This window comes from Micromonospora echinofusca (assembly GCF_017614955.1).
GTDB classification, from domain to species: Bacteria; Actinomycetota; Actinomycetes; order Mycobacteriales; family Micromonosporaceae; genus Micromonospora; species Micromonospora echinofusca_A.
On record NZ_WVUH01000054.1, the window covers coordinates 1 to 26,763 of the forward strand.

The window sequence follows — 26,763 nt, forward strand, 5'->3', positions numbered from 1 at the left end:
TGCACACTGATCACCAGACAGCCCTTGGTTTGCGATCTTCTTCCCTAGACAAGAGGAATGATCGATCAAGGGCTGTCCCCATGATCAGCCGGGGTCGATGCCACCACGCCGCAGGTTAAAGATCAAGTTAGTGTCCGACCTCGGACCGATGCCCGGTCGCCATGTCGGCCGCCATGCGGTCGAGCTGGGCCAGCACGCCGTCGGGGCGCAGCCAGCCGTATCCGACGTCCTGCAACCGTCGCAGCAGGACGTCGACGTTGCAGTTTGTCCGTTGCGGACCGTATCGGCGCACGAACATTTCGAGGTACGGTTTCGCGCCGTCATCCCAGTCGGCCGCGGCTCGGGCCTCAAGCTCCCAGTCGAGCTCCCAGCGCCGCAGGTTGTCACCGCTCCCGGCCAGCAGGAAGCGACCGTCGGGCGTCAGCGCTAGGCAGCTGACACCCTGTTCGTGCCCGTCGAGGACCCGTACGCGTCGTCCGCTATGGATGTCCCATACCTCGATGGGTGACCAGAATGCGGCGCACACGGCGAAGCGTCCGTCAGCGGTCATCCGGACCGTGTGAAGTCCACGGGGCGGCGACCCATCCAACGTCCGCGTGATCTTCCCGGTGACGACGTTCCACAGGTGGAAGCCGTCGTCGTCGCCGGCCATCACGGACCCTCCGTCGGCACTGAGCGACACGGTACGCATCCGGCCGGCGGTAAGGCGGCTCCCCTCCCTCCGCAACCGGCTCACGGATCCGCCGTCCGCCGGGCTCCACACCTCGACCTCGCCGCCCTTCGCGGTCACGACGAGACGGCCGTCATCACCGACGCACATGTCGTCGATGCCCCAGACCCTGCCCCTCAGTTCCCTGACGGGAGCCCCGGTCTCCAGGTCCCAGTATCGGATCGTGCCGTCCTTACCGCCGACCACGGCCTGCGTGCCGTCGGGGCTGAACCGCACCGGCGATGAACGGTGCATCAGCCCTCGGTTGCGCTCGATGATGCGTAGACAGTTGCCGGTGTCGAGGTCCCACAGGCGAACGGTGCCGTCCCGGCTGGAGGACAGTGCCCGCCGTCCGTCGTCGCTCAGGCGGACCGACTCCACCATGTGCTGGTGGCCTTCCAGAACCCGTAGGCACGTACCCGCGTCGAGGTCCCACACCCGGACCGTTGCGTCGCTGCCGCCGGACAGCCCGATTCTGCCGTCACCGGACAGGTCCACGGCCTGCACTGACCTGGTGTGCCCCGTCAGGAGTCGTGACGACCAGGCCGATCGCAGACCCGTGCGCACGCTGCGGCGGCCCAGTGCCCACCAAGCGGACATGAGGCGCGGCGCGCGCTCGTACCCTTCGATCGAGCGCGCCTGCCGCAACAGGTCGAGCGCCGCCGGGAAACGGCCGCCCGCCATCGCCTGCTCCGCCTCGGCCACCAGCGAGTCCACCCGGCCGCCGAGCCGGCTCAATTCGAGGTGCTGGCGCGGCCGGCTCAGTCGCGGCGTGCCCCGGTACCGGCCGGGCAGTTCCCACCGCCGTACCGTCCTGTCTTGTCCGGTCGACAGCGCGGACCGGCCGTCGGCTTCCAGCCGGACCAGGGTGGTGCCGCCCTGGTGAGCGCCGAACGTCCGCAGGCACCGTCCGCTGTCCAGTTCCCACAGCCGGATGCTGCGGCCGTCGCCGCCGGAGATCATGAGTCGCGCACCGGCGTCGAGGGAAAGGGTGTCGGGCGTGGTTCCGCCCTTCAGAACGCGTACGCAGCGACCATCGCCGAGATCCCAGACCCGGATCGTGCCGCCGTGGCATCCGGTGGCGGCGTAACGACCGTCGGCGCTGAAACACAGGCTGGTCACCCCCGACTCGTGCGGGGTCAACTCCTGCCGGCACTGCCCGTCGGCCAGATCCCACAGCCGTACGACACGCTCCCGCTCCTGCTCGCGCCCGCGCCAACCGACCGACAGTGCCCAGCGGCCGTCGGCGCTCGTCGACACCAACCGTCCGGCCGCGGCCTCGTCGAGCGTCCGCGTCCGTCGGCCGGGGGTGTCCCAGATTCGCAGCACGCCGTCCAGGCCCGCGTAGAGGACGCAGCGCCCGTCGGGGGTCAGCCGGACCGTCGTGCGGTCGACGCGCAGGGCGAGTTCGCCGATCCGGTCGCCGCTGTCCCAGTTCGGCGGGTTGGGGCTGGCGTACAGGCGGCGGCCTTTGGGCGAGCTGCGGAAGCGGGTGCTGGTCAGCTCCCAGAACCACACGGACTCGTCCTCACAGACGGAGACGGCCCAGCGTCCGTCCGGCGTGAGGTCGACCGCGTGCACCGGCCGGCGGTGCCGGCCGAGTGTCCGTACGCACCGTCCGCTGTGGATGTCCCAGAGTCTGAGCGCGCCGTCCCAGCCGCCGGAGAGCATCAACCGTCCGTCGGGGGTGACGGCGAGCGGGATCCGGTAAGGGTCCGCGCCGACCGAGTAGAGGTCACGCTGGCGCCGGGGCCAGGGGACCTGCCACTCGCGGGTGCAGCGCGCGTCGATGAGCTCGGGGGAGGCAGTCAGGTCCAGGGCCTTGATGACCTCGCGTTCGTCCGGTCGCTCACGGGCCACCTCGTCGAGCAGCGTGCGGGCCGTACCCAGGTCGCCGCGTTCCAGGTGGATCTGGGCGAGCGCATACCGCACCTCCCAGGGATCACTGGTGTCCGCGCGGGTCGCCTCGATCTCGGCGAGGAGCGCGTCGTCGGTGACCGCGCCGCGGCGCCACTTCATCAGTCCGGCGTTGTACATGGCCCGCGCGTTGCGTGGGTCGGCCGCCAGCGCCTGTGCGAACGCCTGGTCGGCCTCGTCCGGCCGGTCGAGGTCGAGCAGCGACACCGCCCGGTTGTTGAGTTCATCGGTGAGCAGGTCGGCCATGGCGGGTGCCGCCCGCGGGTAGGCGTGACCGGTGACCGCCTGGTAGATGTCGATCAGCTCGGTGGCGACGTCGGGCATGGCGCTCGGCCGGTCGGCGGGATCCTGGCGGAGGCACCGCTCGAGCAGGTCGCCGAGGGCCGGCGAGATGGTGACGGCGCCTGCCGCGGCGTCCATGCGGAGACCGGTCAGCGCCGCCCCCGCGGCGGCACCCGTCATCCAGGTCACCTTGCCGGCGCACATCTGCAGCAGTGACACAGCGAAGCTGTAGATGTCGGTACGCCGCCCCACCATCTCCCCCGCGGCCTGCTCGGGCGAGGCGTACAACGGTGTCATTCCGCTGCCGCCGGGCACCAGGATGCTGGCGCCGGCCGGCGCGTCGGTGCCGACCGTGATCGGGAATTCCCGGGCCCGGGCCATGCCGAAGTCGGTAATCTTCGCGGTGACTGCGCCGTTCTCGATGTCGAGCAGCACATTGGCCGGTTTTACGTCCCGGTGTACCAGGCCACGGCTGTGCGCGTGGTCGAGTCCCCACGCGGTCTGGATCGCCACGTCCAGGATCCGGGCCGTCACCTCGGTCGGATCACCGTCGTACAGCCGCCGGCTTCTGATCCAGTCGTACAGGTTGCCGCCGGGGACGTACTCGGCGAAGACCCGGGGCACACCGTCCAGCACCCGGACGTAGTAGCAGTTGCACACGTGCGGATGCAGGCCCAGCGACACCCACGTTTCCGCCTCGGCGATGAACCGCTGCTGATCCTTCGGTCGCCAGAACAGCTCCGGCCGAGGGCTTTTCACCGCGAGGTCGATGCCCCAGGCCAGGTGCTGGACCCGGTACACCAGGCCCATGCCGCCCTGCTCGTGTACGAGGGTCACCCGGTACCGGCCATCGATCACCTCGCCGACCTGCCACGTCATTGCGCGCTCACCCCTGCTCCTCGTCCTGCTCCTCGCCGAGCAGGCGCAGATCCGACGGCATCAGCGTGGTGCTGAGCAGCAGCGCCTGGATCAGGTTGTGGTTCAGCGTGTTGCCCACCGGTTCGCCGACCCCGTCCTCGCGCCGGATCCCGCGAATCGGATCGGGGCCCTCGGCCAGGCGCTCGCGTACCGCGGCGACGAGGTGCGCCGCGGTCTTCGGCGTCCACTGCCTGCCGTCCGGTACCTGGTTGAGGTCGCTGGCCACCTGGTTCCAGGACACGGGTTGGGGATAGCGCTCGTGGCGCAGGTACCGCTGCGCGAGCGCGGTCAGTACCAGCCGCTCCGCCAGGCTCAGGTCGTAGACCTCCGGCATCTTCGTCCGGCTGCGTTGCTCGACGTGGGCGTCGGTGATCCGGAACCCGACGACGTAGATCTCGAGCAGATGTGACCGGCCCTTCGGGGAGCTGATGAACAGCGGGTTGTAACCTGTTTCGATCAGCCGTTCGTGACCGGACAGCAGCATCGCATCACCGGACAGTTGGAGCGGCAGCTTGCCCTTGTTGCGGATTCGCCACTCCAGCCCGTCACCCACGATGATGCCGTGAAGTCGGCTGACATAGGGATCGTCGAGGCCGATCGGCACATGGACGTCGTCCCTGTCGCGACCGAAGTGCAGCGTGAACTTCCGGGGCGGCACCGCGAACCCGCCACCGGCGGCCAGCGCGAAGATCGTGCCCGGCGGCGCCGGCGGCACCCCGCCGGCCAGGCTGCGGGTGGACGCAGGCAACACCTGCGACACGAACTCCTTCATCGCCACCTCGCACTCCCCTCCGGCCCACCGCACGTTAATCCATCCGGTTCGGGACCGGTCCCGGTCATTGTGTGCTGCGATGTCGCCTCCGAAGGAGGACTCCGGGCGTGCCGTGGCTCGCTGTTGAGGACTCGCCGGACGCCGCGAGGAGATCCGCTCTGGCGGCGACGACGGTCACGGCGTCCCCGATCCGGGGCAGGGGAGGGTACACGGATGAATGAGGCGCGAGCGATTTCGCTGGTGGTGGAATGGATAAGGTCCCAGGACATCGACTACCCCACGGAAGGGCTGGAGGCAGACCGTTTCGAGGTGGGCTGGGCCGTGTACGCGCCGGTGGACATCGACGAGAGCGATCCGATGGCCTTCCTGGACATGCCGGTGGGGCGGTCGGTGTTTCTCATCGGTGATTCCGGGCGTATTGAGGAGGTCTCGTCCTCGGTACCGCCGCAGCATGCCTATGGCCAGTTCATCGAGGTCGAGCTCCGGAGCGGGGGCGGATGCGGTGGCTCCGACGAGTCAGAGTTCGCCGCCGAGTTCGAGCGACTGTTCAACCAGGCCGCGTCCGAGAACACGCCGGTGATCAGCGGGTTCAGCATCGTCGACGCCCCGACCGACAACGCCGGGACCGCAGCCGAAGCCTCCCGGCTGATCGACCCGATCGTGCAGCAGCTGGCTCAGCTCGGTCCCACCGGCTGGGACCGGTTCTTGGCCGAGTTCGCGTACACCGTCTCCGCTGAAATCGCCCAGCTGCGCTTCTGGGTGCACGGCCGATCAGGGCTCGTACCAGTGCCGAATCCGATCGGCGAGCTGATCCGCCGCCAGCGCGAGGTTGCCGCGCGGATGCCGGCCGGTCCCTGGTGGCGACCGCTGTTGACTGTCACGAACCGCGGCGAGACGACTGTAAACTACGACTACGACTACGGCGACGAGCCCTTTCCCGACGATCAACTGATGCTTCCGGAGCACTACCGCAACGACCTGGCGCAGTATCCGCGTACCCGCCTGCCGGTATGGCTCGCCGGGTACGTTGCCGGACCCGACGCGCAGGGCCGCGACCCCGGCCGGGCCGCTGTCGCGGCCGCCGCGGCCGCCGCCGCTGATCGTGGCGCTGTGGCCGCCGACTCGGTTCCTCCGCTCTCGGAGGTCTGGGCGCGCTGGGCGGTGCTCTCGGCGATTGAAGCCGGCCTCCGAATGGAGTTGGGGCCACGCATCTTCCCCGGCCACGCGTGGTACGAGGACGGCCAACGCAACGGATCCGTCCTCTTCCTGCTCCCCGGCGAACGCGCGGTGCTTTCCGGTGGACGATGGAACTCCGCACTGTTGGAGGCCGCCTACAACCGTGGTGCACGCCTGCCCGACCTCTACACAGGAGCTCCGGCCTGGGTCACGGACAGCGTCCTCAACACCCGCAACCGCAACGGCCTGCTGACGTTCTGCTGGTGGTGGGCCGACGGCCGGTGGCACCGAGGCACCACCGACACCCTCGGCGAACTTGATGCCTGCATGCCTCACGTCCGGACCTTCGACGCGACCCTCCAGGCGATGGTCAACCGAACCGGTCCGCGTACGGCGCGGGAGTGCCGGGCGCTGCTCAGCGCGGCCATCAGCCACCACGCCACGGTCGGCCAGGTGGCCGCGCTGTTCACCGACAGGCCCGACGCCGACGTACACACCGCAGTCAACCAACTCGACCTGGCCGGCCTGCTCACCGGCTGAGCCACGACGACAACCCGGCGGTACAGGTCGAGCGAGCCACAGCGTCCCGCAATAGAGCCCTCGACGACCCCGGACATGGCCGACTTGTTCAAGACAGCCGGGAGGTGCCGCCCTATCGTCAAGAGAGATGGAATCCGGATCGACGACACCATGATCGGCAGTCCTGGGCGCATACTGTGGACCTCGGACGGCGTACTCGAACAGCGCCGCTTCGCGTTCCTCCTCGGCGGCCCGTCCGGGCCGGACGGCGTGCTCGCGGCGTTGGACGCCTATCGCAGGGCGGATGACGGTACGCGTTCGGCCTGGAGCCCGACGTACACGGCCGGCCAGCCGATCTCACTGTCGGCCGCCCTGCGAGTCCTGGAGGAGACCGGCTCGCTGCACGGCGACCGAGCCATACGGATCTGCGACTGGGCGGCTGGGCACGCCGCCCGCCGACGCCAGCGACGTCCCGGCTTTCCTGTCGAGCCCTCGCGCACACCCGCGCCCGCCCTGGCTGCCGATCACCGACGAGCCCGCGGGGGATTCTACTGACCACCGGACAAATCGCGGTGCCCGGTGACACGAACAGAAAGTCAGGCACCTGTTCGCGCTGATGCCCGTTCACCATCGCTACGAGCTTGACATGACTGCGCCCAGATACCAGCTACCTGCTGCGCATCGACGACCGCTTCACCGACCGGACCGTTCACGCACCTGCGCACTCATGTGGACGCCAACGCACCTCGGACGGAGGCTCGGCACCATGAGCGTTGACACTGACGCGTTGATGGCCGTGCTCACGGATACGCACGCAATCTTGACGCGGCAAGGCAATGACTTCTCGTGGTCGTCGTTTCCTGATGCGGATGCCGCGCTGCAGGAAGTCGAGGAGCTGAGTGCTGCGGTTCGTGCCGGCGATCCGCCACTGCTGATGCTCACGATCTTGTTCGCGCCGACAGGTCCGATCCAGGAGGTCTCGCTATCTAGCGGATGGGCTGAGGAGTTTCTCGTTCTCGCCGATCGTTTCGACGCGGCAATAGCCAACGCCGCCCTGCCGTAACCGAGGGGCGCCGATTGGCCTCTTTCTGAACGATGATCTGATGCGCCGCCAGGTGGCTGCTCGTAGGGCAGCGCCTGTGGGCGGCGCGGGCGATCTACTTCGATCTCGCGCAGTTGCTGCTTCATCTCCTCCAGAGTTGCCAGCCGCACGCGGCCGGAAGCGAAGTCCTGTCGCCTCTTACGCGACTCGCCGACCTGCTGGTCGATGCGCCGCACTTGAACGTCTCGGTCCGGGTTAGTCATGTCGGCCAAGACGCACGGCGTGGGTGATGGAGCCGAGACAGGCACCGCTGACCGTTGTCTCTCCCTCGACAAGCTCACGGGCGATCCGCAGCGCTCGTAGCGAGTAGGGCGACCAGCGATACCTCAGACGTCAGTTGAATTTTCGGTCTCCATCCACCGCTTGTCGACCCAGTCACGGCAGTGTACGGCCGGTGTGAGGTTGCCCTGCCACCTGGGGACCTGCTCGCGCGCCTCACCGACCGGGCATCTGCCTGACCTGCTGACAACCACGAAACCCATCGCCGAGGTGTAGCGGGTCCGTCCTCTGGTGACGAGGCGATCTGTTCCTCCCCTACGAGCGAGTCGGCGTGAGGTGCGCGGCGCTTTGAGTAGCCGCCCGGAGCAGCAACGCGCCCGCGCAGCCGATGACGATCCAGGTCACCAACTGGAGCATCCAGAAGGCTCCGTCGGTCAGCTCGGAGGCCGGGGTGACAAGATTGGAGGAGGTGAACACCAGAGTGGTGTTCAGCAGCGCGTGAGCCCACGCCGCCGGCCAGACCGATGCCGACAGCGCCCGCGCCGCGCTCAGCACGAGCGCTGCGAACAGCAGGTTGACCGTGGTGGCGACGATCTCCCGCCCAGCCATCGCTCCGTCGAGGTGGTACCCGAGCAGCAACGGCAGGTGCCACAGCGCCCACAGACCGCCGATCGAGACGCTCGCGCGAACCAGTCCGTAGCGAGCCAGACTCGTGTGAAGGGCGCCGCGCCATCCGATCTCCTCGCCCGTAACCGTCAGCATGCCTACCAGGGCTAGTGGCAGCATCAGCGGCACCAGGCGCAGCGCCTGCTCGCTCGGCTGCCAGTCGACGACGCCCAGCGCCAAGGACAGCAGCGTGATCACTGCCGGGATGGCCACGAATACCGCGAGCATCAGCGCACTGGTGCGCAGCACGCGTCCGGTGCGCAACGGACGGAGCGCCGACCAGTTCAGAAAGGACGTGCGGCGACCGGTGCCCAGGTGTGCCACGAACGCCGACAATGCCGGCGCCCAGGACAGGAAGGGGACGGTGGCATTGAAGGTGTCGGCGTCCGCGTCGTTGGCGAACAGCGGCGCGAGGACGATTGCCGTGATGAAGGTCAACGTCCCGGCGAACCACGCCAGGACCCGTCGCGGGTCGCGGGCCGTGGACGAGGTCGCCTCGGTCCTGCCGGTGACGGCGCCCTCGGAAGTGCGGCTCCGTTGTGTGGTCATGGTGATGATCTCCTCGCCGGGTCACGGTGACCCTCGCCGTCGAGCCTGGCAGCGGGGAACCGGCCGCCGCATCACCCCGGCCGGCGGGTGGCCCTCACCCCGCGGGGTGAGGTGGGCCGGCCAGACCGTTGTCGTAGGCGAAGATCACGACGTGCACCCGGTCACGCAGGTCGAGCTTGGTCAAGATCGCGCGCACGTGCGTCTTGACCGTGTTCTGCGTCAGGTGCAGCTGCGCGCCGATCTCACCGTTCGACCGCCCCGCAGCGATCAGGTCGAACACCTCCCGTTCCCGGGGGGACAGCTGCGTGACCGCCTGGGGCCGGGGCGCTGACGTCCGCCGCACGTGCTCCACCAGGCAAGCCGCCGCCGCGGGCGCCAACGCCGAGCTGCCGGCAGCCACGTCGCAGATCGCGTCGACGAGCGCCGCAGGGCGGGCATCCTTCGTCAGGTATCCGCTGGCCCCGGCGCGCAGTGCGGCCAGGACCAGCTCGTCCAGGTCGAACGTCGTCAGGGCCAGCACGCGGGTGCGCGGGCTGAGGCGCACGACTTGCGCGGTGGCGGCGATGCCGTCCAGCACTGGCATGCGGATGTCCATCAGCACCACATCGACTGAGCACTGCTGCACCGCTGTGACAGCGGCACGGCCGTCGCCGACTGCGCCGACCACCTCGATCCGCTCGTCGGCTCCCAGCACGGTGGCGAGCGACAAGCGCAACAGGGCCTGGTCGTCGGCGAGCAGCACCCGCACCGGTGGCGTCACGGCGTACCCACTGTCGGCAGCCGCGCGCAGAGGGTCCAGCCTTTCCCGCGCACGACTGCGAGCTCACCGCCTGCGGCCTCGACCCGCCTCGCCACACCCGCCAGCCCGGAACCGGTGCCCGGAGACATCCCGGGGTCCCCTGCCGTCCGTGGTCCCGAACCGCCGTCGTCCTGCACTCGCACCTGCACCACGTCGCCACCCCCGTCCTCGTCCAGCTCGACATTCCAGTCCACGTGCACCGTCACGCTCAGCGGCGGTTCGACATGCCGCAGTGCGTTGGTGATGCCCTCCTGCACCAGCCGCACCAGCGCCGACTCGGCATCGGCCGGCATCGCCCGCCGGTCCCCGTGCTGGGTCAGCGTCACCCGGTGCAATGGTGTCGCCGCCGCCGCGACCAGCGCCGGTAGCCCATCAAGGGACGGGACGATGTCACCCGCCGCGAGCGGAGCAGCATCGAGTACCCGCAGCATCCCGCGTAGACCCAACAGGGCCGCGCGAGCCGTGTCTGCCACCTGAGCGAGAGCCCGCTCAGTTTCATGCTCAGCAGTGCCGACTCGCGCTGCCTCCGCCTGTGCCACAACCAAGGTGAGCGAGTGCGCGATGACGTCATGCAGGTCCCGACGGATCTCCGCGCGCTCGGCGCGCCGGGCGACGGCAAGCCGCTGTGCTGCTTGGGCCACCGAGCGTTGTCGTTGCGCCCGGACAACGCGCGCGAAACCCCACACACCGACGACCACGGCCAGCAGCAGCATCACCTCCAGCACCGGCATCCACAGCGGCAACCGCGCACCGGCCGGCTCGCGGAGCGTTGAGGCCATCCCAGCGAGCGCCACGCCCGCGACCGCGGTCGCCAGCGCCGGGGCCACCCACCGACTCGGCCCCACGGCGACCAGCCGCCACAAGACGAGCAGGAAGCACAAAGACGACGGGGTCAACACCCCGCTGGACCAGCCCGGCATCGGCACGAGCGCCAAGACCACCATGGCAAGAGCCGCCGCCACGAACGCCCTGACAGGCTGCGAAGTCGCCCCCCACGCCGTGACGTGCAGCACCGTCGCCGCCACTCCCACCGCCACGAGGGACACCGTGTCCGCCCCGCTGAGCGCCATGGCCACGAGCAGGGCCAACGTTCCGAGCGGAAGGACAGTCGCGGACAGCAGCACGAACAGCCGCCACGCGTAGTCTTCGCCGGATAGTCGGATCTGCATGATGCCATTGTCTCGTACTGGACGTTTGCTTCAGCTTCGAGTCAGTTCACGTCGGGGCTGTTGCACTGGCGGATTGGTGAGGGCGCCGAGCTGCGCCGACGGGCACTGGTCAGATGGTCAGATCGTTCGTGCGAGTTCGGTGAAGGCGGCCACCCGCAACGCGGGCGGATGTCGATGGCGAGTTCGTAGTGTCCCTGTGAGGTTCTGCCCGAAGGCGTGCCCGGTGACGACCGCCTGGCGGTGCGGTCGGTGCGGAGCCCGCGCATCGGTGTGAGCCGGTGCTTGGCTGGCTGTGGTCGGCCTCGGTCGGATTGTTGGCGTGCCGCTCGATGTGGTGCCACGCCGACGGGAGCAGGTCGTCCAACACCCTGACGTAGGCGGGAGCGGCGTCGGTCACGACCTCGGTGGGCGTGACCTTCAGCGTGGTCAGCGCCCGGTGGAGGAATCGCCGGGCTACGGCGGCGTCCCGACGCGCCGATACGAGCATGTCGATGACCTGACCATGCTGGTCAACGGCGGTAGACGTATCGCCAGATGCCGTTGACCTTGGCGTAGGTCCCGTCGATGTGCCAGGGGTCCCAGGTGAGTGACGAGCGAACCGGGCGGCGTCGACCAGCAGCGGGGTGAACTGCTGCACCCACCGGTAGACCGTTACACGATCGGCCTCGACACCGCGTTCGACCAGCAGATCCTCCACATCCCGGTACGAGAGGTTGAAACGCAGGTACCAACGGACCGCCAGCACGATCACCTCGGGTGGGAACCGGAGCCCGACGAACGCTGATGACGTCGACGGGGACTAGCTCGGACGACGTCGACATCAATGCGGTGACCGGCGATGGACAGATCGACGGGCTCGCAGGACGGCCTCGTGGGTGTGACGGGTGCCTGCGGGCACGGGCCCGGTTCGTAGGCGGATCTCGTTGACCAGGACCGTCCAGTGGTGGTCGAGGAGCCGGGTGATACCGCCGGGTTGGTAGTAGTCGGACGGGTTGAGGACCTCCCCCGGCGTGGGGTCAGGTCGGCGAGGTCGTGGGTGGCGAACAGTCCAACATGCGGTACACGGTGCGGAACGGCCGGCCGTCAGGTCACGAGCAGTCGAACCGGTGGTCATCGGGCCGGTCCGGGCAAGCCGCACACACGAACAGGTTAGCCCGTCCAGGGCGTTCACTCTGCGTGAACGCGTTCACGTCCTTCAACATCACCCGTTGGGGCTGTGGTGCCTTGCCGGCGGCGCCAGACCGCGCTCGCCGAGAGCGCGACCACGGTGCAGAGCAGGGCAAGGCTGTAGGCACCGGACTTGAGGGCGCCGACCGTGCCGACCGTGGAGGCGAGGCCGTCGAGACGGCGCGGGTAACTCAGCAGCAGCGTGGCCACACCGGCGTCCTCGACGGCGTTGAGCACACCACCGGCGACGGCCACCACGGTGAACGCGGCACGGAGCCGGGCTGGCGCGCCCAGGCGGACGGCGGCGTAGCGCAGGCCTAGGGCGGTGAAGGCAACGGCGGACAGGATCAGCGGTACGTCCAAGAGAAGGATGAGCAGATGGTTGATGCGCCCATCGGCACCGTAGGCGGTCAGCCAGGTGTAGGCAACGTCGGGTGTGTAGCCGCCGCGAGGGGCGGCCGCGTTGCGGGCGCCGTTGAGGTTGAGAATGCCGGCGCCGGTGGCATCGTAGAAGGCGGTGACCGCGACGGTCATCACAGCGAAGACACCGACAAAGGCGAGCGCCGACAGCAGTACGTTGCGGCCGGTGGCGAGGCGGGTGAGGCGCATTACGGGAATCTCCTTATCGCAGCGATGGCAGCTTGTTCGATGACGAGGTCGTGTCGGGTGTCGCCGAGCAGATCGAGCGCTCCGGGACGGGACAGGGTGGCCAGGATGATGGGGCGCAGGACGCAGCCGAGCAGGATCGCGCTGAGCAGGTTGGGTTGGCCCTCGCGGACCACGCCGGCGTCCTGGGCCTCGGTGACGATGCGCTCGACGATGTCGATCGGGTAGGCGACGCCCTCGGGCAACTGCGGCATGAAGGTACCGGTGCTCAGCAGGGTGAACACGAACGCATCCGGCTGTCGCCGGTAGACGGCAAGGACCGAGTGGACGACCTCGACGAGCTTGTCGACCGGTGGGTGCGTGCTGTCGGCGATCGCCGTCAACCGGTCGGCGTAGTAGGTGAGGTGCTGGCTGTACAGGTGCTGGGCGAGCGCTTCCTTGGACGGATAGTGCCGGTACAGGGCGGCCTCGGAGACCCCGGCCCGCTCGGCGATGTGCTTGACGCGCGTGGCGTCGTATCCGCGTTCGGCAAAGCAGGACAAAGCGGCGTCGAGGATGGCGGGTTCCTGGCTGATGCGTGGCATCGGGCTATCCTCGACCATCGATCGTGGCCGGCGGGCCGAACCGGCGTGTGCCGGGGATGTCGAGAGGAAAGTCGGCGCCGAGTAGACCACCGGGTGAGTGCGAACCGGCGGCGGGACCGGCCAACACTGACTCGACCGCCCGTACCGACGCCTCGGCGGTGAAGGCGTACCCTTTCCCGGTCGCCAGCCATGCCTCGGCCGACCGCCCGTCCACGGCGCTCGCGCGGGCCCGCACGTAGGTGCGCCGGCTCGGGTCCCTGAGAGGAAGTGTCTTGCCGGTCGCGCGCGCGGCGCGGCGTTGCAGCGCGCGGCTGCGCGCGACGACCGGCAGTACCGGTAGGGCCAGCCGGGCCAGCCATGACGGCGCAGCGATGGCGGTCTCCACGGTGATATCGGCGATGCCGGCCGTGCGGTACGCCGCGGCGAGGTCACCGAGCGGAGCGGCGAAGACGGTCGCGTCGCCGCCGGGCCGCTCCGCCCGGCGCACGCTGGCGCCGAGTCCGACCGGGACGAGCCGCCCGGTCCGGCGCACCTGTCCGCCGCTGGCCAGCGCGCTGAGGGCGTTGGCGTGCGCCCCCGGACTGGTGCCGGCCGTGTACAGGCAATAGGTCAGGTCGAGGCGGTCGGCGTCGGCCAGGGCGTCGGCGACGTGGCGGGCGAGGGGGTCGGTGGCGGTAACCCCGAAGCCGGCCCCGAGCAGCAGTGCCGCTCCCCGTCGGCGGGCCTGTTGGTCGTGGCCGTACACCGTCTCGAACACGCCCGGCTCGTTCGCGATGTCGAGATAATGCACCCCAGCGGCGAGGCAGGCCCGCAGCAGCGGGGGACCGGTCACGGTGAATGGGCTCGCGGCGAGCAGGGTCAGCGGCGCCGACCCGACGAGTACGGCCAGCGCCGCCTCGTCGGCGATGTCGGCGACGGCCCACTCCAGTCCCAGCCGTTCGGCAAGTGGAGCGAGCCGCGAAGCGGCTCGACCGACAAGCAGCGGCCGGTGCCTGCGGCGTACCGCAACCTCCGCGATCTGGGCACCCGTAACTCCGGAGGCACCGTAGAGGATCCAGTCCCGAGCCATACGAACTCCTAAAGTGAATACTCACTAACATAGGTTTTCGTGCGCTGCCCGTCAACAGAGGTTGGCGTTCCGCAACGACGAGACTTGCCGCGGAGCGTCGAGTTCGGGCCCGGTGGCGGCGGCCGTTCGGCGTGCTGGCTTCCGACCTTCGAGGACCAGCAGGTCGTGCAGGCGGGAAACGGGCGAAGAGCTCGAACTCCTTGTAGGTGAGATCGAGCGGCCCGGAAGTTCAAGCAGCACGGCGGCATTCGTATTCGTGGATCAAGCCGCCCAACAGGTCGGCACGTTGCACCGACGACTCGGCGAGACGTCACCCCGAGTCTTGCCGGTCCGTGCCGAGCAGATCGACCAGATCCTACGGCGGCGCACACCATCGAAGCGATCAGACGGCATGGTCGGGCCCACGATGGAAAGGACCGTTGGGCCGCAAGGCCTTCCCGGGCGGGCCGCGGTGTGACATGTACGGCGACCCGCCTGTCGGGAGAGATCATCGGAGGCAGACGTCGCCGCCGACGTGCCCCACCGTTTCTCGTGCCAAGAACTTCACGTCAGATGCTCGGCGAGGCGTTGGGCGAGTTCCTCGGGTGTGATGGTTTCGATGCCCAGGGCCTGGGCCTTGGTGAGTTTGCTGCCGGCGTTCTCGCCGGCGACGACGAGGTGGGTGCGGGTGGAGACGCTGGAGGATGCGCGTCCTCCCGCTTTGGTGATCAGCTCGGTCATCTCGGTTCGGGACAGGTGTGAGAGGGGGCCGGTCATCGCGCCGGTTACCACCACGGTCATTCCCGCCAGCGGCAGCCCGATGTTCGCCTTCTGGGTGGATGTCTCCGTGTCGGCCTCGGCGTCTGTGGGGGCGGGGGGAGCGAAGCCGGGTTGGTCCATGTTCACGCCTGCGGCGACGAGCTTGTCGATGACGGGGGCGAGGCTGGCCAGTTCCTCCACGATCACGGGGGCTTTCTCGTTGCCGATGCCGTCGACCTGTGCCAGGGCGACGGCATCGGCGTCTCGGATGGCCCGCATGGAGCCGAAGTGCGCGGCGATGCGCAGGGACATGGACCGGCCGGTGCCCAGGACGCCGAGGGCGCAGAAGACGCGGTTGAGGGGTTTGGTCCTGGCGGCTTCGATGGCGGCGGTGAGGTTGTCGGCGCTCCTGGTCCCCATGCGGTCGAGGGTGAGCAGCTGATCGCGGGTGAGGGTGAACAGGTCGGCGAAGTCCTCGATCAACCCCTTGTCGACGAGCTGCACGATGATCTTCTCGCCGAGGCCGTCGATGTCGAGCGCGTCGCGGGCGACGGCGTACCGGATCGCTTCTTTCTGCCCGCAGGCGCGTCCCCGCTCGCAGCGCCAGCGTTCCTGACCGCGGTCGATGTCGCCGCCGCAGCGCGGGCACAGTTCGGGGAAGTCGACAGGTTGTTCGGTGCCGGTGCGGAGGCCGGCGACCGCGCCTTCGACGCGGGGGATGACCTCACCGGCCCGGTAGACGACGACGTGGTCTCCGAGCATCAGGCCACGACGGGCGATGTCGGCCGGGTTGTGCAACGTGGCGTAGGTGATGGTGGTCCCGGCGACGTCCACGGGGTCGAGGACAGCACGTGGGGCGATCACGCCGGTGCGGCCCACGCTCCACTGCACGGCGCGCAGCACGGTGATCTTCTGGGCGGCCGGGAACTTGAAGGCGGTGGCCCAGTGCGGGGTGCGGGAGCCCGTCCCGGCCCGGAGCTGGTCGGCGGGGCTGTCGGCCTTGATCACGGCACCGTCGAGTTCGATGTCGAGTGCCGCCCGTAGGGCGCCGATCTCACGCACCCGATCTACGACCTGGTCAAGGGTCGCGTAGGCCCGGGTGGCCAGCGGGGTGTCGGCCGTCGTTCCCAGTCCGAGGGCGGCCAGGCGGGCGACGAGTTGGGTGTGGGTGAGCCCGGCGAGGCCGGGGTCGTCGGTGTGCGCCGGGTCGGTCAGTGCGGCGTAGGCGAAGAAGGTCTGCCCGACCCGGTAGGCCCGGTCCCTGGCGCGTAGTGATCCCGAGGAGGCGTTGCGGCGGTTGGCGAAGCCTGTGGCGCCGTGCGCGGTCCGCTGCTCGTTCGCGGCGGCGAACTGGTCTTCGGTCATGAGGACCTCGCCCCGTACCTCGATCGTGACCGGTTCGGTCAGGGTCAGGGGCAGGCCGATGATGTCCCCGATCGTGTGGGACACGTCCTCCCCGGTCGTCCCGTCGCCCCGGGTGACCAGTTGCGCCAGCCGGCCCTCGCGGTAGCGGGCCGCCAGGGCCACACCGTCGAGCTTGGGCTCCACCGCCCAGCCTGCCACTGCCGCTCCGCCCAGCCGTCGCTGCAACGAGACCGCCCACGCCGTCAGCTCCTCGTCGGAGAAGACGTTGCCCAGGCTGAGCATCGCGACGGTGTGCGTGACGTCGCCAGCGGTCACTCCTGCCGCGACCTGCTGCGACGGGGAGTCGGCCGCAGCCTGCCCGGGGTGCGCGTCCTCCCAGGCGGTGATGGCGCGCAGCAGCCGATCGTAGGTCTCGTCGTCCAAACCTGACTCGCCGGAGCCGTAGTAGGCATCGGCGGCCTTCCGCGCCTGCGCGACGGCTTCAAGGTAGGCGGCCTCATCAGCGAGGTCGACAGCAGGCGCCGTTGCGGGAGGCTTCGTCATGCCGCCCATTCTGCTGACTGCCACCGACAGTACGGCGGTGGCGCTGGTGTGATTCACCCCTGGTGCCGCAGGGACGCAGTCGGGTGGGGTTCCGTCCGCTGGCCCGGCGGACGATGACGGCTGAACGGCGCCGGTCGATGCGTTTCGGATCATGCCGGGGAGAGCCCGAGCGTGCGGTAGAAGGTGTCGTTCTCGAAGCGTCGGTGCGGGTCGAACCTGCTGAGAGCCTGCCGGAACCGGGGGAAGCCGTCGGTGTTGAAGGCGGGCAGCAGCTCCGGGGTGTAGTACTTGCCCCAGTGCGGCCTGCCGCCCAGACCGTAGAGCAGGCGTTGGATGTCGTCGAACAGTGGACGCGCGGCGGTGATCAATCCGGCGGCGGTCATGTAGGACACGAAGCCAAAGTAGGTGGCCGGGACTGCCTGCGCGGGACTCAGGTGGCCGCGGGCCGGGCCGGTGGTACGCAGGATAACGGGGTAGTGCAGCTTGTAGGGAGAGGCGTGCAGGACTTCCTTGAGGCGGGCGTACGCCTCGGGGACGGCGTCCAGGGGAACGGCGATCTCCATGTTCAACTGCGGTGCTGGGATGCCGTTTTTGAAGATCTCGTGAAGTGTCCCTTTAGAGTTTCTCGCGCCGAGGAACTTTTTCAGCGTCTGGGTGGCCGGCGTCCGGCCCTGGCCGTCGCCGATGTCGGCCATCAGTTGGCGGCGGGTGCTGGTCACAATGCGGTCCAGGTCAGCCGGATCTTGGGCCTCGGAGGCCGTAGGTGTCCAGCTGTCGTTGTGGGTGATCCAGGTGTGCACGACCTGGTGCTCGGTAAACCACCAGCTCTTGGCGGCCACGGATTCGCGGTTCCAGGCAGCGTAGCGCTCGGGCAGGCTGTCCTCGGCTGCGGTGAAACGGGTGCAGTGCAAAACCTCTGCCGGTCGACCGAGAAGTTCCACGCCGACGACCACACCGAGGCACCCGAGGTTGAGCACGGCCGCGTCGAACTCGGCGTCAGCGCGGGTGAGCCGGTGCAAGGTGCCAGTACCGTCCATGAGCTCGACGGCGGCCACACAGTCGGAGAAGGTGCCGCCGGACAGACCCTGGGCGTGGGTGCCGGTGGCGAGGGCACCGGCGACCGTCTGACTCGTGATCACGGGCGGGCATGCGGCCGGCTCCAGACCGTGGCTGTCCAACGCCCGCCATACGTCTTCGAGCAGCGTGTCTCCGGTGACGTACAGGTCCTCGCCACGCAGCTCACCGACTCTGCGGCCGGGGAGGTCGAGGAGGATGCCGCGAGTCCCGTCCGGGCACCGCAGCTGTGCCGGGTAGGTGAACCTGGACCCGAGGACGCGCAATGTTCCTTCCTCGCGCGTCAGCATCGACTCCAGCTGTTCCAGGGACGTGATACGCGTCCAGCCGCCCTGGCCGGCGATGGTGACGTTGCCACCCCAGTTGGTGAGAGTCATAGGGAGAGTCCTCAGTAATCTCGGCCTGCATCAGGGGCGGAGAGTGCCCGTCGCACCCTGGTGCCGGAATGCCTGTACTCGAACAAGCTGTCGTGTCCCCGCAGGCGCCGCCCCAGTTGAAGGCGGGGCGCGCGGGCCCTTGCGGGGACTCGCGCCGCGCCCCGGCAGTCCGCCTTTTAGAACTCCTAACTTTGGAGTCGGCGCCAGCAGATGATGGCGCAGGCGAGGGTGAGGAAGGCTTCGTGGATGTCGTCGCGGATCTCCCAGCGGATGCGGAGGCGGCGGAACCAGTGCAGCCAGGCGAAGGTTCTCTCCACCACCCAGCGGTGGGTGCCGAGGCTGGAGCCGTGGGCGACACCACGACGGGCGATGACCGGGGTGATACCCCGGTTGCGGACCTCACGGCGGTGACGGGGGTAGTCGTAGCCCCGATCGGCGTACAGCCGGTCGGGGCGCCGTCGTGGCGGGCCGGGTCGCCCACCGACCGCTGGCAGCTTGTCCAGCAACGGCACCAGTTGGGTGGAGTCGTGGCGGTTGCCGCCGGTCAGCGTTACCGCGAGGGGGATACCGCCGGCATCGGTGATGACGTGGTGTTTCGAGCCCGGACGGCGGCGGTCGACCGGACTCGGACCGGTTTTGGGCCGCCCTTGAGCGCCCGGATGTGGGAGCCGTCGATCACCGCCCTCGACATGTCCAACTGCCCGGCGGCACGCAGTCTGGCCAGCAGGATCTCGTGTAGCCGTTGCCACACCCCGGCGTTGTTCCAGTCCCGCAGCCGCCGCCAGCAGGTCATCCCGCAACCGAACCCCAGCTCCTGGGGCAGGTACTCCCAGCGGATACCGGTGTAGAGCACGAACAGGATCCCGCACAACACCTTGCGGTCGTCCAGGGGCTTACGTCCGGGGTAGCGACGCCGACGCGCGGGCCGGGGTGGCAGCAGTGGCGCAATCTCGGCCCACAACGCGTCCGACACGATCCACGGAGGCTGCTCACCCCTTCCCACGTTCAGACAGAACGATCCTCACGTCACCCGGTAACGCCCCAACATCATTTAGTTAGGGGTTCTTAATGGCACTGCCCGGCGGGATCACCTGGAAAGGATCATGGCCCCGTCTTCGATCAAGGCGTCGCGCCATGCGGGATCACATTGACATCGGCGACCCCGAGGTCACCGTCGGCTGACGTCGGCTGCGTAGGTGGTCCAGTCTCCGGCGCAGGCGCGTTGCCATCGGACTGCGCCTTTGATGTCGATGCCGAGTACGCGTGCCAGGATCGCGGCGGGCAGTTCGGTGGCGAGCTGGAACAGTGCTGCGGTCCGCGCTTGCGTGACGTGAATACCGATCCGTGCCAGGCGGTCACGGAGCGCGCCGTCGGTGATGGGGCGCCCGGCGAGCCGGCCGGGGAACAGCCACGTCTGGCTGCCTACGTGGGTGTGGGAGCGGGTTCTGGCGGTGACTAGTTCGCGGGTCAGCGTGGCGAGCGGTTCGGGTATCTCGATGGGCCGGTCGCCGAGTCGTGTCCGCACGCTGTCGTCGGTGACCTGCAGGTGGCCGAGGGTGAGCCGGCTGACGTCGGCGGCGTTCTGGGCGTAGAGGACCACGAGAAGTCCGGCGACGCGGTCGGCCAGGTCGATGGTGTGGTCATGAAGGAGCCGGCGGGCGATCTCCCACCGGCGGTCGCCGTCGATGGGAGCACCTGGCCCGCCCCACTGCTGGACGGGTAGGTAGACCGCTGTCAGCTTGTTGGCGTTCGCCCAGCGTAGGAAGGCGCCGACTGCCTTGCTGTGGCGGATCTGGCCGCCGGCCAGCCACCGGTCGAGGTGGGTGTGGGCGCAGGTGGCCAAGGTCAGGTGGTTGGCGCTGAGCAGGTCGAGGAAGCTGATGACAGCGCGGGTCTGGTCCCGCACCGCGCTGCACTGATTGGTGTTGGCGTGGGTGCCTGCGACGCGACGGCGGAGCCGTCTGAGCAGGTGCCATACCGTGTATTGCTGTACGAGGTGCCGCTGCGCCGGGTCGGGGATGGCGTCGATGGTGGCGTGCAGCCACCGTTCCAGCCGGGCCAGGAGTTCGTCGCGGGGCGGCAGCGCTCCCGCGCCGACGAGTAGTTCTCGCAGGTACCGCCCGGCTTTGTCGGGCTCGAGCGCGTCGAAGGTGTCGTGCGTGAGCGGGGTGCGGCCGGTGGCGAGGTCGGACAGTAGGGAGCGGGCACGGGGCTGGCGATTCAGCCAGGCCGACACGTTCTGGGGCTGGTCGCCGGCCACGAGGAAGTCACGTAGTGCCTGCATCGGGGCGGGGATCGCGCCGGTGTGGTCGGCCAGGAGTTGGTCAAGCCGGTCGGTGAGCGCACAGCGCTTGCACACGGCGGCCGTGAGCTGGCCGGAGACGCCGCAGCGGGGACAGCTCAGCCAGTAACCAGGTTCGGCCCGGGTGCAGGCCGCGCACAGCGGCCGGTCGATCGTGCCGCTGCGTACGAGCCGGACGTGGCTGCAGCCGGTGCACCTCATCCGCCTGCTTCGGCAGGGCACGCACCAGGGCAAGCCCGTGGCTTTCGAGGTTTCGCAGTGCGCGAGGCGGCCGCAGATGGAGCACGCCTGCATCGGTGGCGGTGTCCGGCACGCCGCGCAGACCGGCCCGTCGTCGGTGCGGGCGTGAACACGACGGTGCCGGCCGCAGCGCACGCACGGCTTCAGGTTCGCCGGGTCGGTCGCGTTGCAATACCGGCACAGCGGGCGTCCCTGCAGATCGCGGGCAGACGGTTCGCGAACCTTGCCGCAGCGGCTGCATTCCACTTCACGGGACTTGCCGGCGCAGGTGTGGCAGACCCGCACTCCGTCGCGGTATTCGACCAGCGCAACAGTGCGCCGGCAACCGGGGCACTCGGGCGGGTGAATGCGGGTAGCTCCTCGTGCGCGGAGGTGGTCGATGAGCAGCAGCACCGTGTGGGTGGGCGCGTCGTGCCCTGATCCGGTGAGCAGGTCTGGGCGTTCTGTGACGGCCCAGGCGAGCCGTCGCAGCTGCTGGGGCTTGGGTGCCGACGCACGTATGGCTTCCTCGATTAGGTGAGCGGGTATGCCGGGGTCCACGGTGGCGACGGCCGCGGCGACCGCCTGCAGGCACGCGGCGCGGTCTGCCGGGGTGCAGCGGGCACACCGCGGACGCCCGTTCCCCGCCACGAGCGGCCGGTAACGGAAAGTGCATAAGTGAGAGGTAGGTGACAATATCGTCGCGTTGCGCCGCGCCCGCCGCTAAAGGAAGGCGGGCAGCAGCTCGGCCCGATTTGTGGCGGTTTGGACTCGGTTGTACGGGCTGCGAGGCGGTGCGTGGGACAGGCGAGGCCGGTGATGTCGTCCACGGTCATGCGGCGTTCCTGATCACGGCGGCATCCGTGTCAACGCGTTCGGCGATCTCCGCGCCGTAGCATTTCTGGGATTGGTTTGCCGATAGCCACGGCAAGGTGCTTTGCTGGTCGCTATGACGTCGGTTCCCGCCCCGGTTGGTGACATCTTCACGATGTGCCTGATCGCGGTGACGGGTCTGGCGGTCGATGACCGGCTGTGTATGCCCGGCGTCGCCTGCGGCTGACCGGTCTGCGACCGGTATCGCCCGGCGGCGCCTTCCGGCCTTGTCGACCGCGAGCTGAGGACTTCCCGCTGATGTCAACGATCCCTGTTTCCTCTGTCCAGCCCACGCGTGCTCGGGTGTCTTCTCCCGATGGCGCGGCTATGGGTGGCTTTCGGGCTTTATGGCGTCGCGCCGTGTGCGCGGTGAGCGCGGCGCACCGCGCGAAAGTGCCGTTCTGACGGTTCTGTTCGGCCGGTTAGGGCTTGAGGTAGGACCAGCCGGCGCGTTGCTTGCGGATGAGTTCGGCGACACCGGCGGGCACGATGTGGACGCCGTCGATCAGGTCTTCGGCGGTGAGGTGCTGGCTGCGCATGGTGTTGGCGCAGGCCGCCACCGTCACGCCTTCGGTGATCAGGGCGGTGACGGCGGCGGCGTGCGGGGTCAATGTCCGGCAGATGTCGAGTCCGGGGCCGTGGGCGACCAGTTCGGTGGGGGTGTCCTCGCCGAGTTCGGCGCGCAGATTGTTGATGTTGCGCAGGACGGCCTGGTGGTGGTCGGGGTCGGCGTCGTTGAGGTGGATCACGACGCCCGGCGGTGCCGGTGGGCTGGTCAACGGGTCTCTCTTCGGTCAGGCGCGGCCGCGGAGCATGAGGTTCCAGTACAGGGCGGGTAGCCCGTAGCGCTTGAGGTACCACATGTCGGTGCGTTCGTGGGTGGTGTCGATGAACGGGATGCTCGGGGCGGGTTGCATGGTGTAGTCGAATTCGGCGAGCAGCATCTTGTTGCGGGCGGTGGTGAGCGGGCAGGACGCGTATCCGTCGTAGGAGGCGGGTAGTGGCCGGCCTTTGATGGTGGCGGCCAGGTTGCGGGCGACGACGGGTGCTTGTTTGCGGATGGCCGCGCCGGTTTTGGAGTTGGGGCTGTTGCCGGCGTCGCCGAGGGCGTACACGTTTGGGTAGCGGGTGTGCTGCAGGGTGTGTTTGTCGATCTGGACGTAGCCGGCCGGGTTGTCGGGGTCGGCGAGGCTGGTGGCCTTGAGCCAGTCGGGGGCGGACTGGGGTGGGACGACGTGCATCAGGTCGTAGCTGATGGCTTGTTTGCTGTCGTCGGCGTGGTCCACGACGATGGCTTGGCGGCCGGCGCCGTCGACTTCGACGAGTTCGCTGTTCTTGTGCACTTCGATGCCGTAGCGGGCGACGACGCGTTCGAGTTCGTCGGCGAAGACTTTGACGCCGAACATGCCGGGGGTGGGTAGGACCAGCACGACCCGGATGTCGTTCAGGACGCCTTGCTGGCGCCAGTAGTCGGCGGCGAGGTAGGCGATCTTCTGCGGGGCGCCGGCGCATTTGATCGGCCCGGCCGGCATGGTGAACACGGCGGTGCCTGAGCGCAGGTTGCGGATCAGTTCCCAGGTCTTCGGGGCGGTGGCGTAGGTGTAGTTGCTGGAGACCGCCGGGGTGTCCATGGCGTCGGCCATGCCGGGGATTTTGCCCCAGTCCAGTTGGATGCCAGGACAGACCACGAGGTGGTCGTAGCTGATCCGGGCGCCGGTGCCTGTGGTGACGACCTGGTTGTCGGCGTCGATCGCCGTGGCGGAGTCCTTGATCCAGGCGACGCCTTTGGGCATGACCGACGCCTGCGGGCGGGCGCTTTCCTTGGCGGGTGCGCAGCCGCCGCCGACCAGTGTCCACAGCGGCTGGTAGTAGTGGGTGTCGGCGGGGTCGAGCAGGGCGACGTCGGGGGCTTGGGCGTGGCGTAGCCGGGCGGCGACGTCGATGCCGGCGCTGCCGCCGCCGATGATCAGGATGCGGTGGTGCATGGTGGGTGTGCTCATGACGGTGCCTCCATGGGGTGTGAGGTCGTCGGCGGACACGATCCGTCGGCGTGAACCGGTGGGGGTAGGGGTTAGCCGGTGGCCTGGCCGGAGTCGACGGCGGTGGCGTACTCGTCGTCGATGAGCACGACGTCGTGGCCGGCGCGGTCGAGCAGGCTGGCGGCGATGCTGGCGCGGAAGCCGCTGGCGCAGTGCACCCACAGCGGTCCCGGCGGCACCTTGTCGAGGTTGTTGAGCAGTGAGTGCAGCGGCAGGTGGGTGGAGCCGGGCACGTTGCCGTGGGCGCGTTCGTCGTCGCGGCGTACGTCCAGGACGGTGACCGGGTCGCCGGCCTGTTGGGCGGCGGCGAGGTCGGCGAAAGTCGCGCGGCGGTAGCCGCGGAGGTCGTGGCCGTCGGCGAGGTCCTGCGGGGTCCCGACGGCGCTGCCGTCGGGGCGGTCGATGCCGATGCGCACCAGCTGGCGCTGGGCGTCGGCGATCTGTTGCGGGTTTTCCCCGATGAGGGTCAGGCTGGTGCCCCAGGGGATCAGCCAGCCGAGGTAGGTGGCGAACTGCTGGCCCAGGGCGATACCGATGGTGCCGCTCAGGTGCTCGGCGGCGTACGCGGTGCGGTCGCGCAGGTCGACCACCCACTCGCCGGCGCTGATGCGTTTGTGCAGCTCGGCCGGGTTGACCTGGTGCGGTGGGGACAGGTCGACGGGGCCGGCGCCGTCGCGGTTACGGGCACCCATGTGGGCGTAGTAGGCGGGGTAGGCGGTCAGACCGGCGACCAGCTTCGCCACGAACGTGTCCTCGTCCGGTGCGGTCAGCGCGTCGTTACGAGCCTTCTCCTGGCCCATCGTGCTGTCCTGGCCGCCGGCGGCGGACCCGGAGGAGCAGAAGCTGCCGAACCCGTGGGTGGGGAAGATCCGCGCGTCGTCGTCGAGCAGACCGGCGAGGTGGTGCGCGGAGCGGTACTGCGCCCGGGTGAGTTCCTCGGTGCGGGCCGGGTCGATCAGGTCGGTGCGCCCGACACTGCCGTAGAGGACCGATCCTCCGGTGAATACCGCGGCCGGGGTGTGGCCGCCGGTGATCACGTAGCTGAGGTGGGTGTCGGTGTGTCCCGGGGTGGCCACGACCTGGATCTGCATGTCCCCGACGTCGAGCCGATCACCGTCCGCCACCGACTGGCGGTCGAAGGTGACTTCGTCGGCGCCGTTGACCGCGTACGGGGCGCCGTGCTGGTGGGCCAGTTGCAGCCCGCCGGAGACGTAGTCGTTGTGGATGTGCGTCTCCAGCACCATCGCGCAGCGCAGCCCGTGCTCGTCCAGTACCGCCTGCAAACGGTCCAGGTCACGCTGTGGATCGATCACGATCGCGAGCTGCCCGTCGTGGGCGATGTAGCTGCGGTCGCCGAGCTCGTTGGTCTGTACCACTGCCACGTCCACCACGACGAAACCCCCACCTTGCCATCGAGTCCGAATGTCCGTACATTACGTGGAGTCAAGGTGAACGTCAAGTAGAGCGACGAGACGAAGGCGGGGCGGGGATGAGCGAGTCAGGGCCCGCGCGGGTGGACCGGGCGAGCGCGCTGCCGTTGTGGGCGCAGGTCCACGCCGATCTGCGCCGCCGGGTCGAGACCGGCGAGTTCGCCACAGCGTTCCCGGGCGAGCTGGTCTTGATCGAGCAGTACGCGGTCAGCCGGCACACCGTCCGCGAGGCGCTGCGGCGGCTACGCGACGACGGCGTCGTGGTCGCCGAACGCGGGCGCCAGCCACGACTGGCCGGCACCGCGGAGATCGAACAGCCCCTCGGCGCCCTGTACAGCCTGTTCGCCGCCGTGGAAGCCGCCGGTCAGGACCAGCACAGCGTCGTACGCCGCCTCGACGTCCGCGCCGACGCGGTCGTCGCCGTACGCCTGGGCCTGGAGGAGTCGACCCCGCTGCTCTACCTGGAACGGCTGCGGCTGGCCGACGGGCAACCTCTGGCCGTGGACCGGGTGTGGCTGCCCGCCCAGATCGCCGCGCCCCTGCTGGACGCCGACTTCACCCACACCGCCCTCTACACCGAACTGGCCGCCCGCTGCGGGATCCGCCTCACCGGCGGCCGCGAGAACATCCGCGCCGTGATACCCACCCACGCCGAACGGACCCAGCTCGGCATCGACGACACCGTCGCCGCGTTCGCCATCGAACGACTCTCCGAGCACCACGGCCGGCCCCTGGAATGGCGCACCACCCTCGTACGCGGTGACCGGTTCAGCGTCACCGCCGCGTTCACCGCCCGCACCGGCTACCGCCTCGACGTCACCGGACCCGCACCCCGGCCACGTCGCCGTCCGCACGCCGCCACCCTCACGGAGCCCCGATGACCACACCAGAAGTCACCGACGTCGACGCTGCCACCGCCGAGAAACTCGTCAGCGAGGGCGCTGTCACCCTCGTCGACGTCCGCGAACCCGACGAATGGGCCGCCGGGCACGCCCCGCACGCCCTGCACCTGCCCCTCGGCTCCCTCAACCCCGCCGACGTGCCCGCCGGCCGGCCCGTCATCGCGGTCTGCCGCTCCGGGAAACGCTCCACCATCGCGACCGGAAAACTGCTCGCCGCCGGCCTGGACGCCCGTAACCTCACCGGCGGCATGACCGCCTGGGCCCAGGCCGGACTGCCCGTGCGCACCGACGACGGCCGCGAGGGGACAGTGGCGTGATCCTGTTCGCCGCCGCCGGCCTGGGACTGCTCATCGGAGCGGTCCTGGGCGCGCTCGGCGGCGGCGGCGCCATCCTCACCGTCCCCGCCCTGGTCTACCTGCTCGGGCAAAACCCACAGGACGCCACCACCAGCAGCCTGATCATCGTCGGGCTCACCGCCGTCGTCGGCGCCGTCGGGCACGCCCGCTCCCGCCACGTGCGCTGGCCGACCGGCATCGCGTTCGGTGTCGCCGGGATCGCCGCCGCCGTGGCCGGAACCGCCGCCAACCGGCACGTCGAGCCACACATCCTGCTCCTCGGCTTCGCCGCCCTGATGACCCTCGCCGCGATCGGCATGCTCGCCCGCGCCCGCCACGAACC

At 69.3% G+C, this 26,763-nt stretch carries 21 protein-coding genes and 1 pseudogene; 6 read left to right on the top strand and 16 right to left on the bottom strand.

From position 1 onward, the window contains the following. Positions 1-127: 127 nt before the first annotated feature. Positions 128-3,787 (bottom strand): protein kinase domain-containing protein, encoded by a 3,660-nt coding sequence (locus GSF22_RS09125; RefSeq protein WP_208812837.1) that lies wholly within the window; start codon positions 3,785-3,787, stop codon positions 128-130. 7 nt (positions 3,788-3,794) lie between these two features. After that, positions 3,795-4,604: a hypothetical protein gene (locus GSF22_RS09130; RefSeq protein WP_208812840.1), complete on the bottom strand. Its 810-nt coding sequence runs from the start codon at positions 4,602-4,604 to the stop codon at positions 3,795-3,797. Positions 4,605-4,721: 117 nt separating this feature from the next. On the opposite strand from GSF22_RS09130, the gene GSF22_RS09135 reads away from it, so the two are divergent. The 3 genes from GSF22_RS09135 (at position 4,722) to GSF22_RS09145 (ending at position 7,356) form a co-directional block, all read left to right on the top strand. Next, positions 4,722-6,314 carry a hypothetical protein gene (locus tag GSF22_RS09135; protein ID WP_208812842.1) on the top strand — a complete coding sequence of 531 codons (1,593 nt, stop codon included), beginning with the start codon at positions 4,722-4,724 and terminating at the stop codon, positions 6,312-6,314. Positions 6,315-6,389: 75 nt separating this feature from the next. Beyond that, positions 6,390-6,848, top strand: coding sequence for a hypothetical protein (locus GSF22_RS09140; protein ID WP_208812845.1), 459 nt, complete (start codon positions 6,390-6,392; stop codon positions 6,846-6,848). A 211-nt stretch (positions 6,849-7,059) separates the two neighbouring features. Continuing rightward, a complete protein-coding gene (locus GSF22_RS09145; RefSeq protein WP_208812847.1) occupies positions 7,060-7,356 on the top strand; it encodes a hypothetical protein in 297 nt (98 codons plus the stop codon). A 573-nt stretch (positions 7,357-7,929) separates the two neighbouring features. Here the strand turns inward: GSF22_RS09145 and GSF22_RS09150 are convergent. The 14 genes and pseudogenes from GSF22_RS09150 to GSF22_RS09215 all read right to left on the bottom strand — a co-directional run bounded on the left by GSF22_RS09150 (position 7,930) and on the right by GSF22_RS09215 (position 25,144). Continuing rightward, positions 7,930-8,829, bottom strand: a complete 900-nt coding sequence (locus GSF22_RS09150) for a CPBP family intramembrane glutamic endopeptidase (protein WP_208812849.1) — start codon at positions 8,827-8,829, stop codon at positions 7,930-7,932. 94 nt (positions 8,830-8,923) lie between these two features. Then, complete coding sequence (locus GSF22_RS09155) at positions 8,924-9,589, bottom strand: response regulator transcription factor (protein ID WP_208812851.1); 666 nt, start codon at positions 9,587-9,589, stop codon at positions 8,924-8,926. Then, positions 9,586-10,797, bottom strand: a complete 1,212-nt coding sequence (locus GSF22_RS09160; RefSeq protein ID WP_208812853.1) for a sensor histidine kinase — start codon at positions 10,795-10,797, stop codon at positions 9,586-9,588. The genes GSF22_RS09155 and GSF22_RS09160 overlap by 4 nt, the downstream gene beginning before the upstream one ends. A gap of 117 nt (positions 10,798-10,914) precedes the next feature. Further along, positions 10,915-11,548: pseudogene (locus tag GSF22_RS09165) on the bottom strand (IS6 family transposase). Positions 11,549-11,964: 416 nt separating this feature from the next. Beyond that, a complete protein-coding gene (locus tag GSF22_RS09170; RefSeq protein ID WP_208812856.1) occupies positions 11,965-12,573 on the bottom strand; it encodes a hypothetical protein in 609 nt (202 codons plus the stop codon). Next, positions 12,573-13,154: a TetR/AcrR family transcriptional regulator gene (locus GSF22_RS09175; RefSeq protein WP_208812858.1), complete on the bottom strand. Its 582-nt coding sequence runs from the start codon at positions 13,152-13,154 to the stop codon at positions 12,573-12,575. Before GSF22_RS09175 ends, GSF22_RS09170 begins: the two co-directional genes overlap by 1 nt. Before the next feature lie 4 nt (positions 13,155-13,158). Further along, the gene (locus tag GSF22_RS09180) at positions 13,159-14,223 is read right to left on the bottom strand and encodes a saccharopine dehydrogenase family protein (RefSeq protein ID WP_208812860.1); all 1,065 of its coding nucleotides are present in this window, start codon (positions 14,221-14,223) and stop codon (positions 13,159-13,161) included. A 543-nt stretch (positions 14,224-14,766) separates the two neighbouring features. After that, the gene (gene ligA, locus GSF22_RS09185) at positions 14,767-16,869 is read right to left on the bottom strand and encodes an NAD-dependent DNA ligase LigA (RefSeq protein WP_208812862.1); all 2,103 of its coding nucleotides are present in this window, start codon (positions 16,867-16,869) and stop codon (positions 14,767-14,769) included. A 149-nt stretch (positions 16,870-17,018) separates the two neighbouring features. After that, positions 17,019-18,320: a D-arabinono-1,4-lactone oxidase gene (locus GSF22_RS09190; RefSeq protein ID WP_208812864.1), complete on the bottom strand. Its 1,302-nt coding sequence runs from the start codon at positions 18,318-18,320 to the stop codon at positions 17,019-17,021. A gap of 185 nt (positions 18,321-18,505) precedes the next feature. Continuing rightward, a protein-coding gene (locus GSF22_RS09195) for an IS5 family transposase (RefSeq protein ID WP_208812875.1) occupies positions 18,506-19,296 on the bottom strand; the annotation gives its coding sequence in 2 pieces (ribosomal slippage) (positions 18,506-18,960 and positions 18,960-19,296; 792 coding nt in all). 192 nt (positions 19,297-19,488) lie between these two features. Next, positions 19,489-21,255 carry a hypothetical protein gene (locus tag GSF22_RS09200; RefSeq protein ID WP_208812866.1) on the bottom strand — a complete coding sequence of 589 codons (1,767 nt, stop codon included), beginning with the start codon at positions 21,253-21,255 and terminating at the stop codon, positions 19,489-19,491. Positions 21,256-22,136: 881 nt separating this feature from the next. Beyond that, positions 22,137-22,493 carry a DsrE family protein gene (locus GSF22_RS09205; RefSeq protein ID WP_187690160.1) on the bottom strand — a complete coding sequence of 119 codons (357 nt, stop codon included), beginning with the start codon at positions 22,491-22,493 and terminating at the stop codon, positions 22,137-22,139. Between the two features lie 15 nt (positions 22,494-22,508). Further along, the gene (locus GSF22_RS09210; RefSeq protein WP_208812868.1) at positions 22,509-23,714 is read right to left on the bottom strand and encodes an NAD(P)/FAD-dependent oxidoreductase; all 1,206 of its coding nucleotides are present in this window, start codon (positions 23,712-23,714) and stop codon (positions 22,509-22,511) included. Positions 23,715-23,785: 71 nt separating this feature from the next. Next, positions 23,786-25,144: an MBL fold metallo-hydrolase gene (locus GSF22_RS09215; protein WP_187692054.1), complete on the bottom strand. Its 1,359-nt coding sequence runs from the start codon at positions 25,142-25,144 to the stop codon at positions 23,786-23,788. Positions 25,145-25,242: 98 nt separating this feature from the next. Here GSF22_RS09215 and GSF22_RS09220 point away from each other — a divergent pair, with 98 nt between their 5' ends. From GSF22_RS09220 to GSF22_RS09230, 3 genes are all read left to right on the top strand, one after another. Continuing rightward, positions 25,243-26,064 carry a GntR family transcriptional regulator gene (locus tag GSF22_RS09220; RefSeq protein WP_208812869.1) on the top strand — a complete coding sequence of 274 codons (822 nt, stop codon included), beginning with the start codon at positions 25,243-25,245 and terminating at the stop codon, positions 26,062-26,064. Then, positions 26,061-26,402 carry a rhodanese-like domain-containing protein gene (locus tag GSF22_RS09225; RefSeq protein WP_208812871.1) on the top strand — a complete coding sequence of 114 codons (342 nt, stop codon included), beginning with the start codon at positions 26,061-26,063 and terminating at the stop codon, positions 26,400-26,402. The genes GSF22_RS09220 and GSF22_RS09225 overlap by 4 nt, the downstream gene beginning before the upstream one ends. After that, on the top strand, positions 26,399-26,763 hold a 365-nt coding region (locus GSF22_RS09230; RefSeq protein ID WP_208812873.1), incomplete at its 3' end, for a TSUP family transporter. The genes GSF22_RS09225 and GSF22_RS09230, both read left to right, overlap by 4 nt.

What these genes read in the sequence shown, in the direction of transcription:
- GSF22_RS09220 (WP_208812869.1), top strand. Translation starts at nt 25,243, where the DNA reads ATGAGCGAGTCAGGGCCCGCGCGGGTGGACCGGGCGAGCGCGCTGCCG.
- GSF22_RS09225 (WP_208812871.1), top strand. Translation starts at nt 26,061, where the DNA reads ATGACCACACCAGAAGTCACCGACGTCGACGCTGCCACCGCCGAGAAA.
- GSF22_RS09175 (WP_208812858.1), bottom strand. Translation starts at nt 13,154, where the DNA reads ATGCCACGCATCAGCCAGGAACCCGCCATCCTCGACGCCGCTTTGTCC.
- GSF22_RS09210 (WP_208812868.1), bottom strand. Translation starts at nt 23,714, where the DNA reads ATGAGCACACCCACCATGCACCACCGCATCCTGATCATCGGCGGCGGC.
- ligA (WP_208812862.1), bottom strand. Translation starts at nt 16,869, where the DNA reads ATGACGAAGCCTCCCGCAACGGCGCCTGCTGTCGACCTCGCTGATGAG.
- GSF22_RS09145 (WP_208812847.1), top strand. Translation starts at nt 7,060, where the DNA reads ATGAGCGTTGACACTGACGCGTTGATGGCCGTGCTCACGGATACGCAC.
- GSF22_RS09125 (WP_208812837.1), bottom strand. Translation starts at nt 3,787, where the DNA reads ATGACGTGGCAGGTCGGCGAGGTGATCGATGGCCGGTACCGGGTGACC.
- GSF22_RS09140 (WP_208812845.1), top strand. Translation starts at nt 6,390, where the DNA reads ATGGCCGACTTGTTCAAGACAGCCGGGAGGTGCCGCCCTATCGTCAAG.
- GSF22_RS09170 (WP_208812856.1), bottom strand. Translation starts at nt 12,573, where the DNA reads ATGCGCCTCACCCGCCTCGCCACCGGCCGCAACGTACTGCTGTCGGCG.
- GSF22_RS09160 (WP_208812853.1), bottom strand. Translation starts at nt 10,797, where the DNA reads ATGCAGATCCGACTATCCGGCGAAGACTACGCGTGGCGGCTGTTCGTG.
- GSF22_RS09180 (WP_208812860.1), bottom strand. Translation starts at nt 14,223, where the DNA reads ATGGCTCGGGACTGGATCCTCTACGGTGCCTCCGGAGTTACGGGTGCC.
- GSF22_RS09190 (WP_208812864.1), bottom strand. Translation starts at nt 18,320, where the DNA reads ATGACTCTCACCAACTGGGGTGGCAACGTCACCATCGCCGGCCAGGGC.
- GSF22_RS09150 (WP_208812849.1), bottom strand. Translation starts at nt 8,829, where the DNA reads ATGACCACACAACGGAGCCGCACTTCCGAGGGCGCCGTCACCGGCAGG.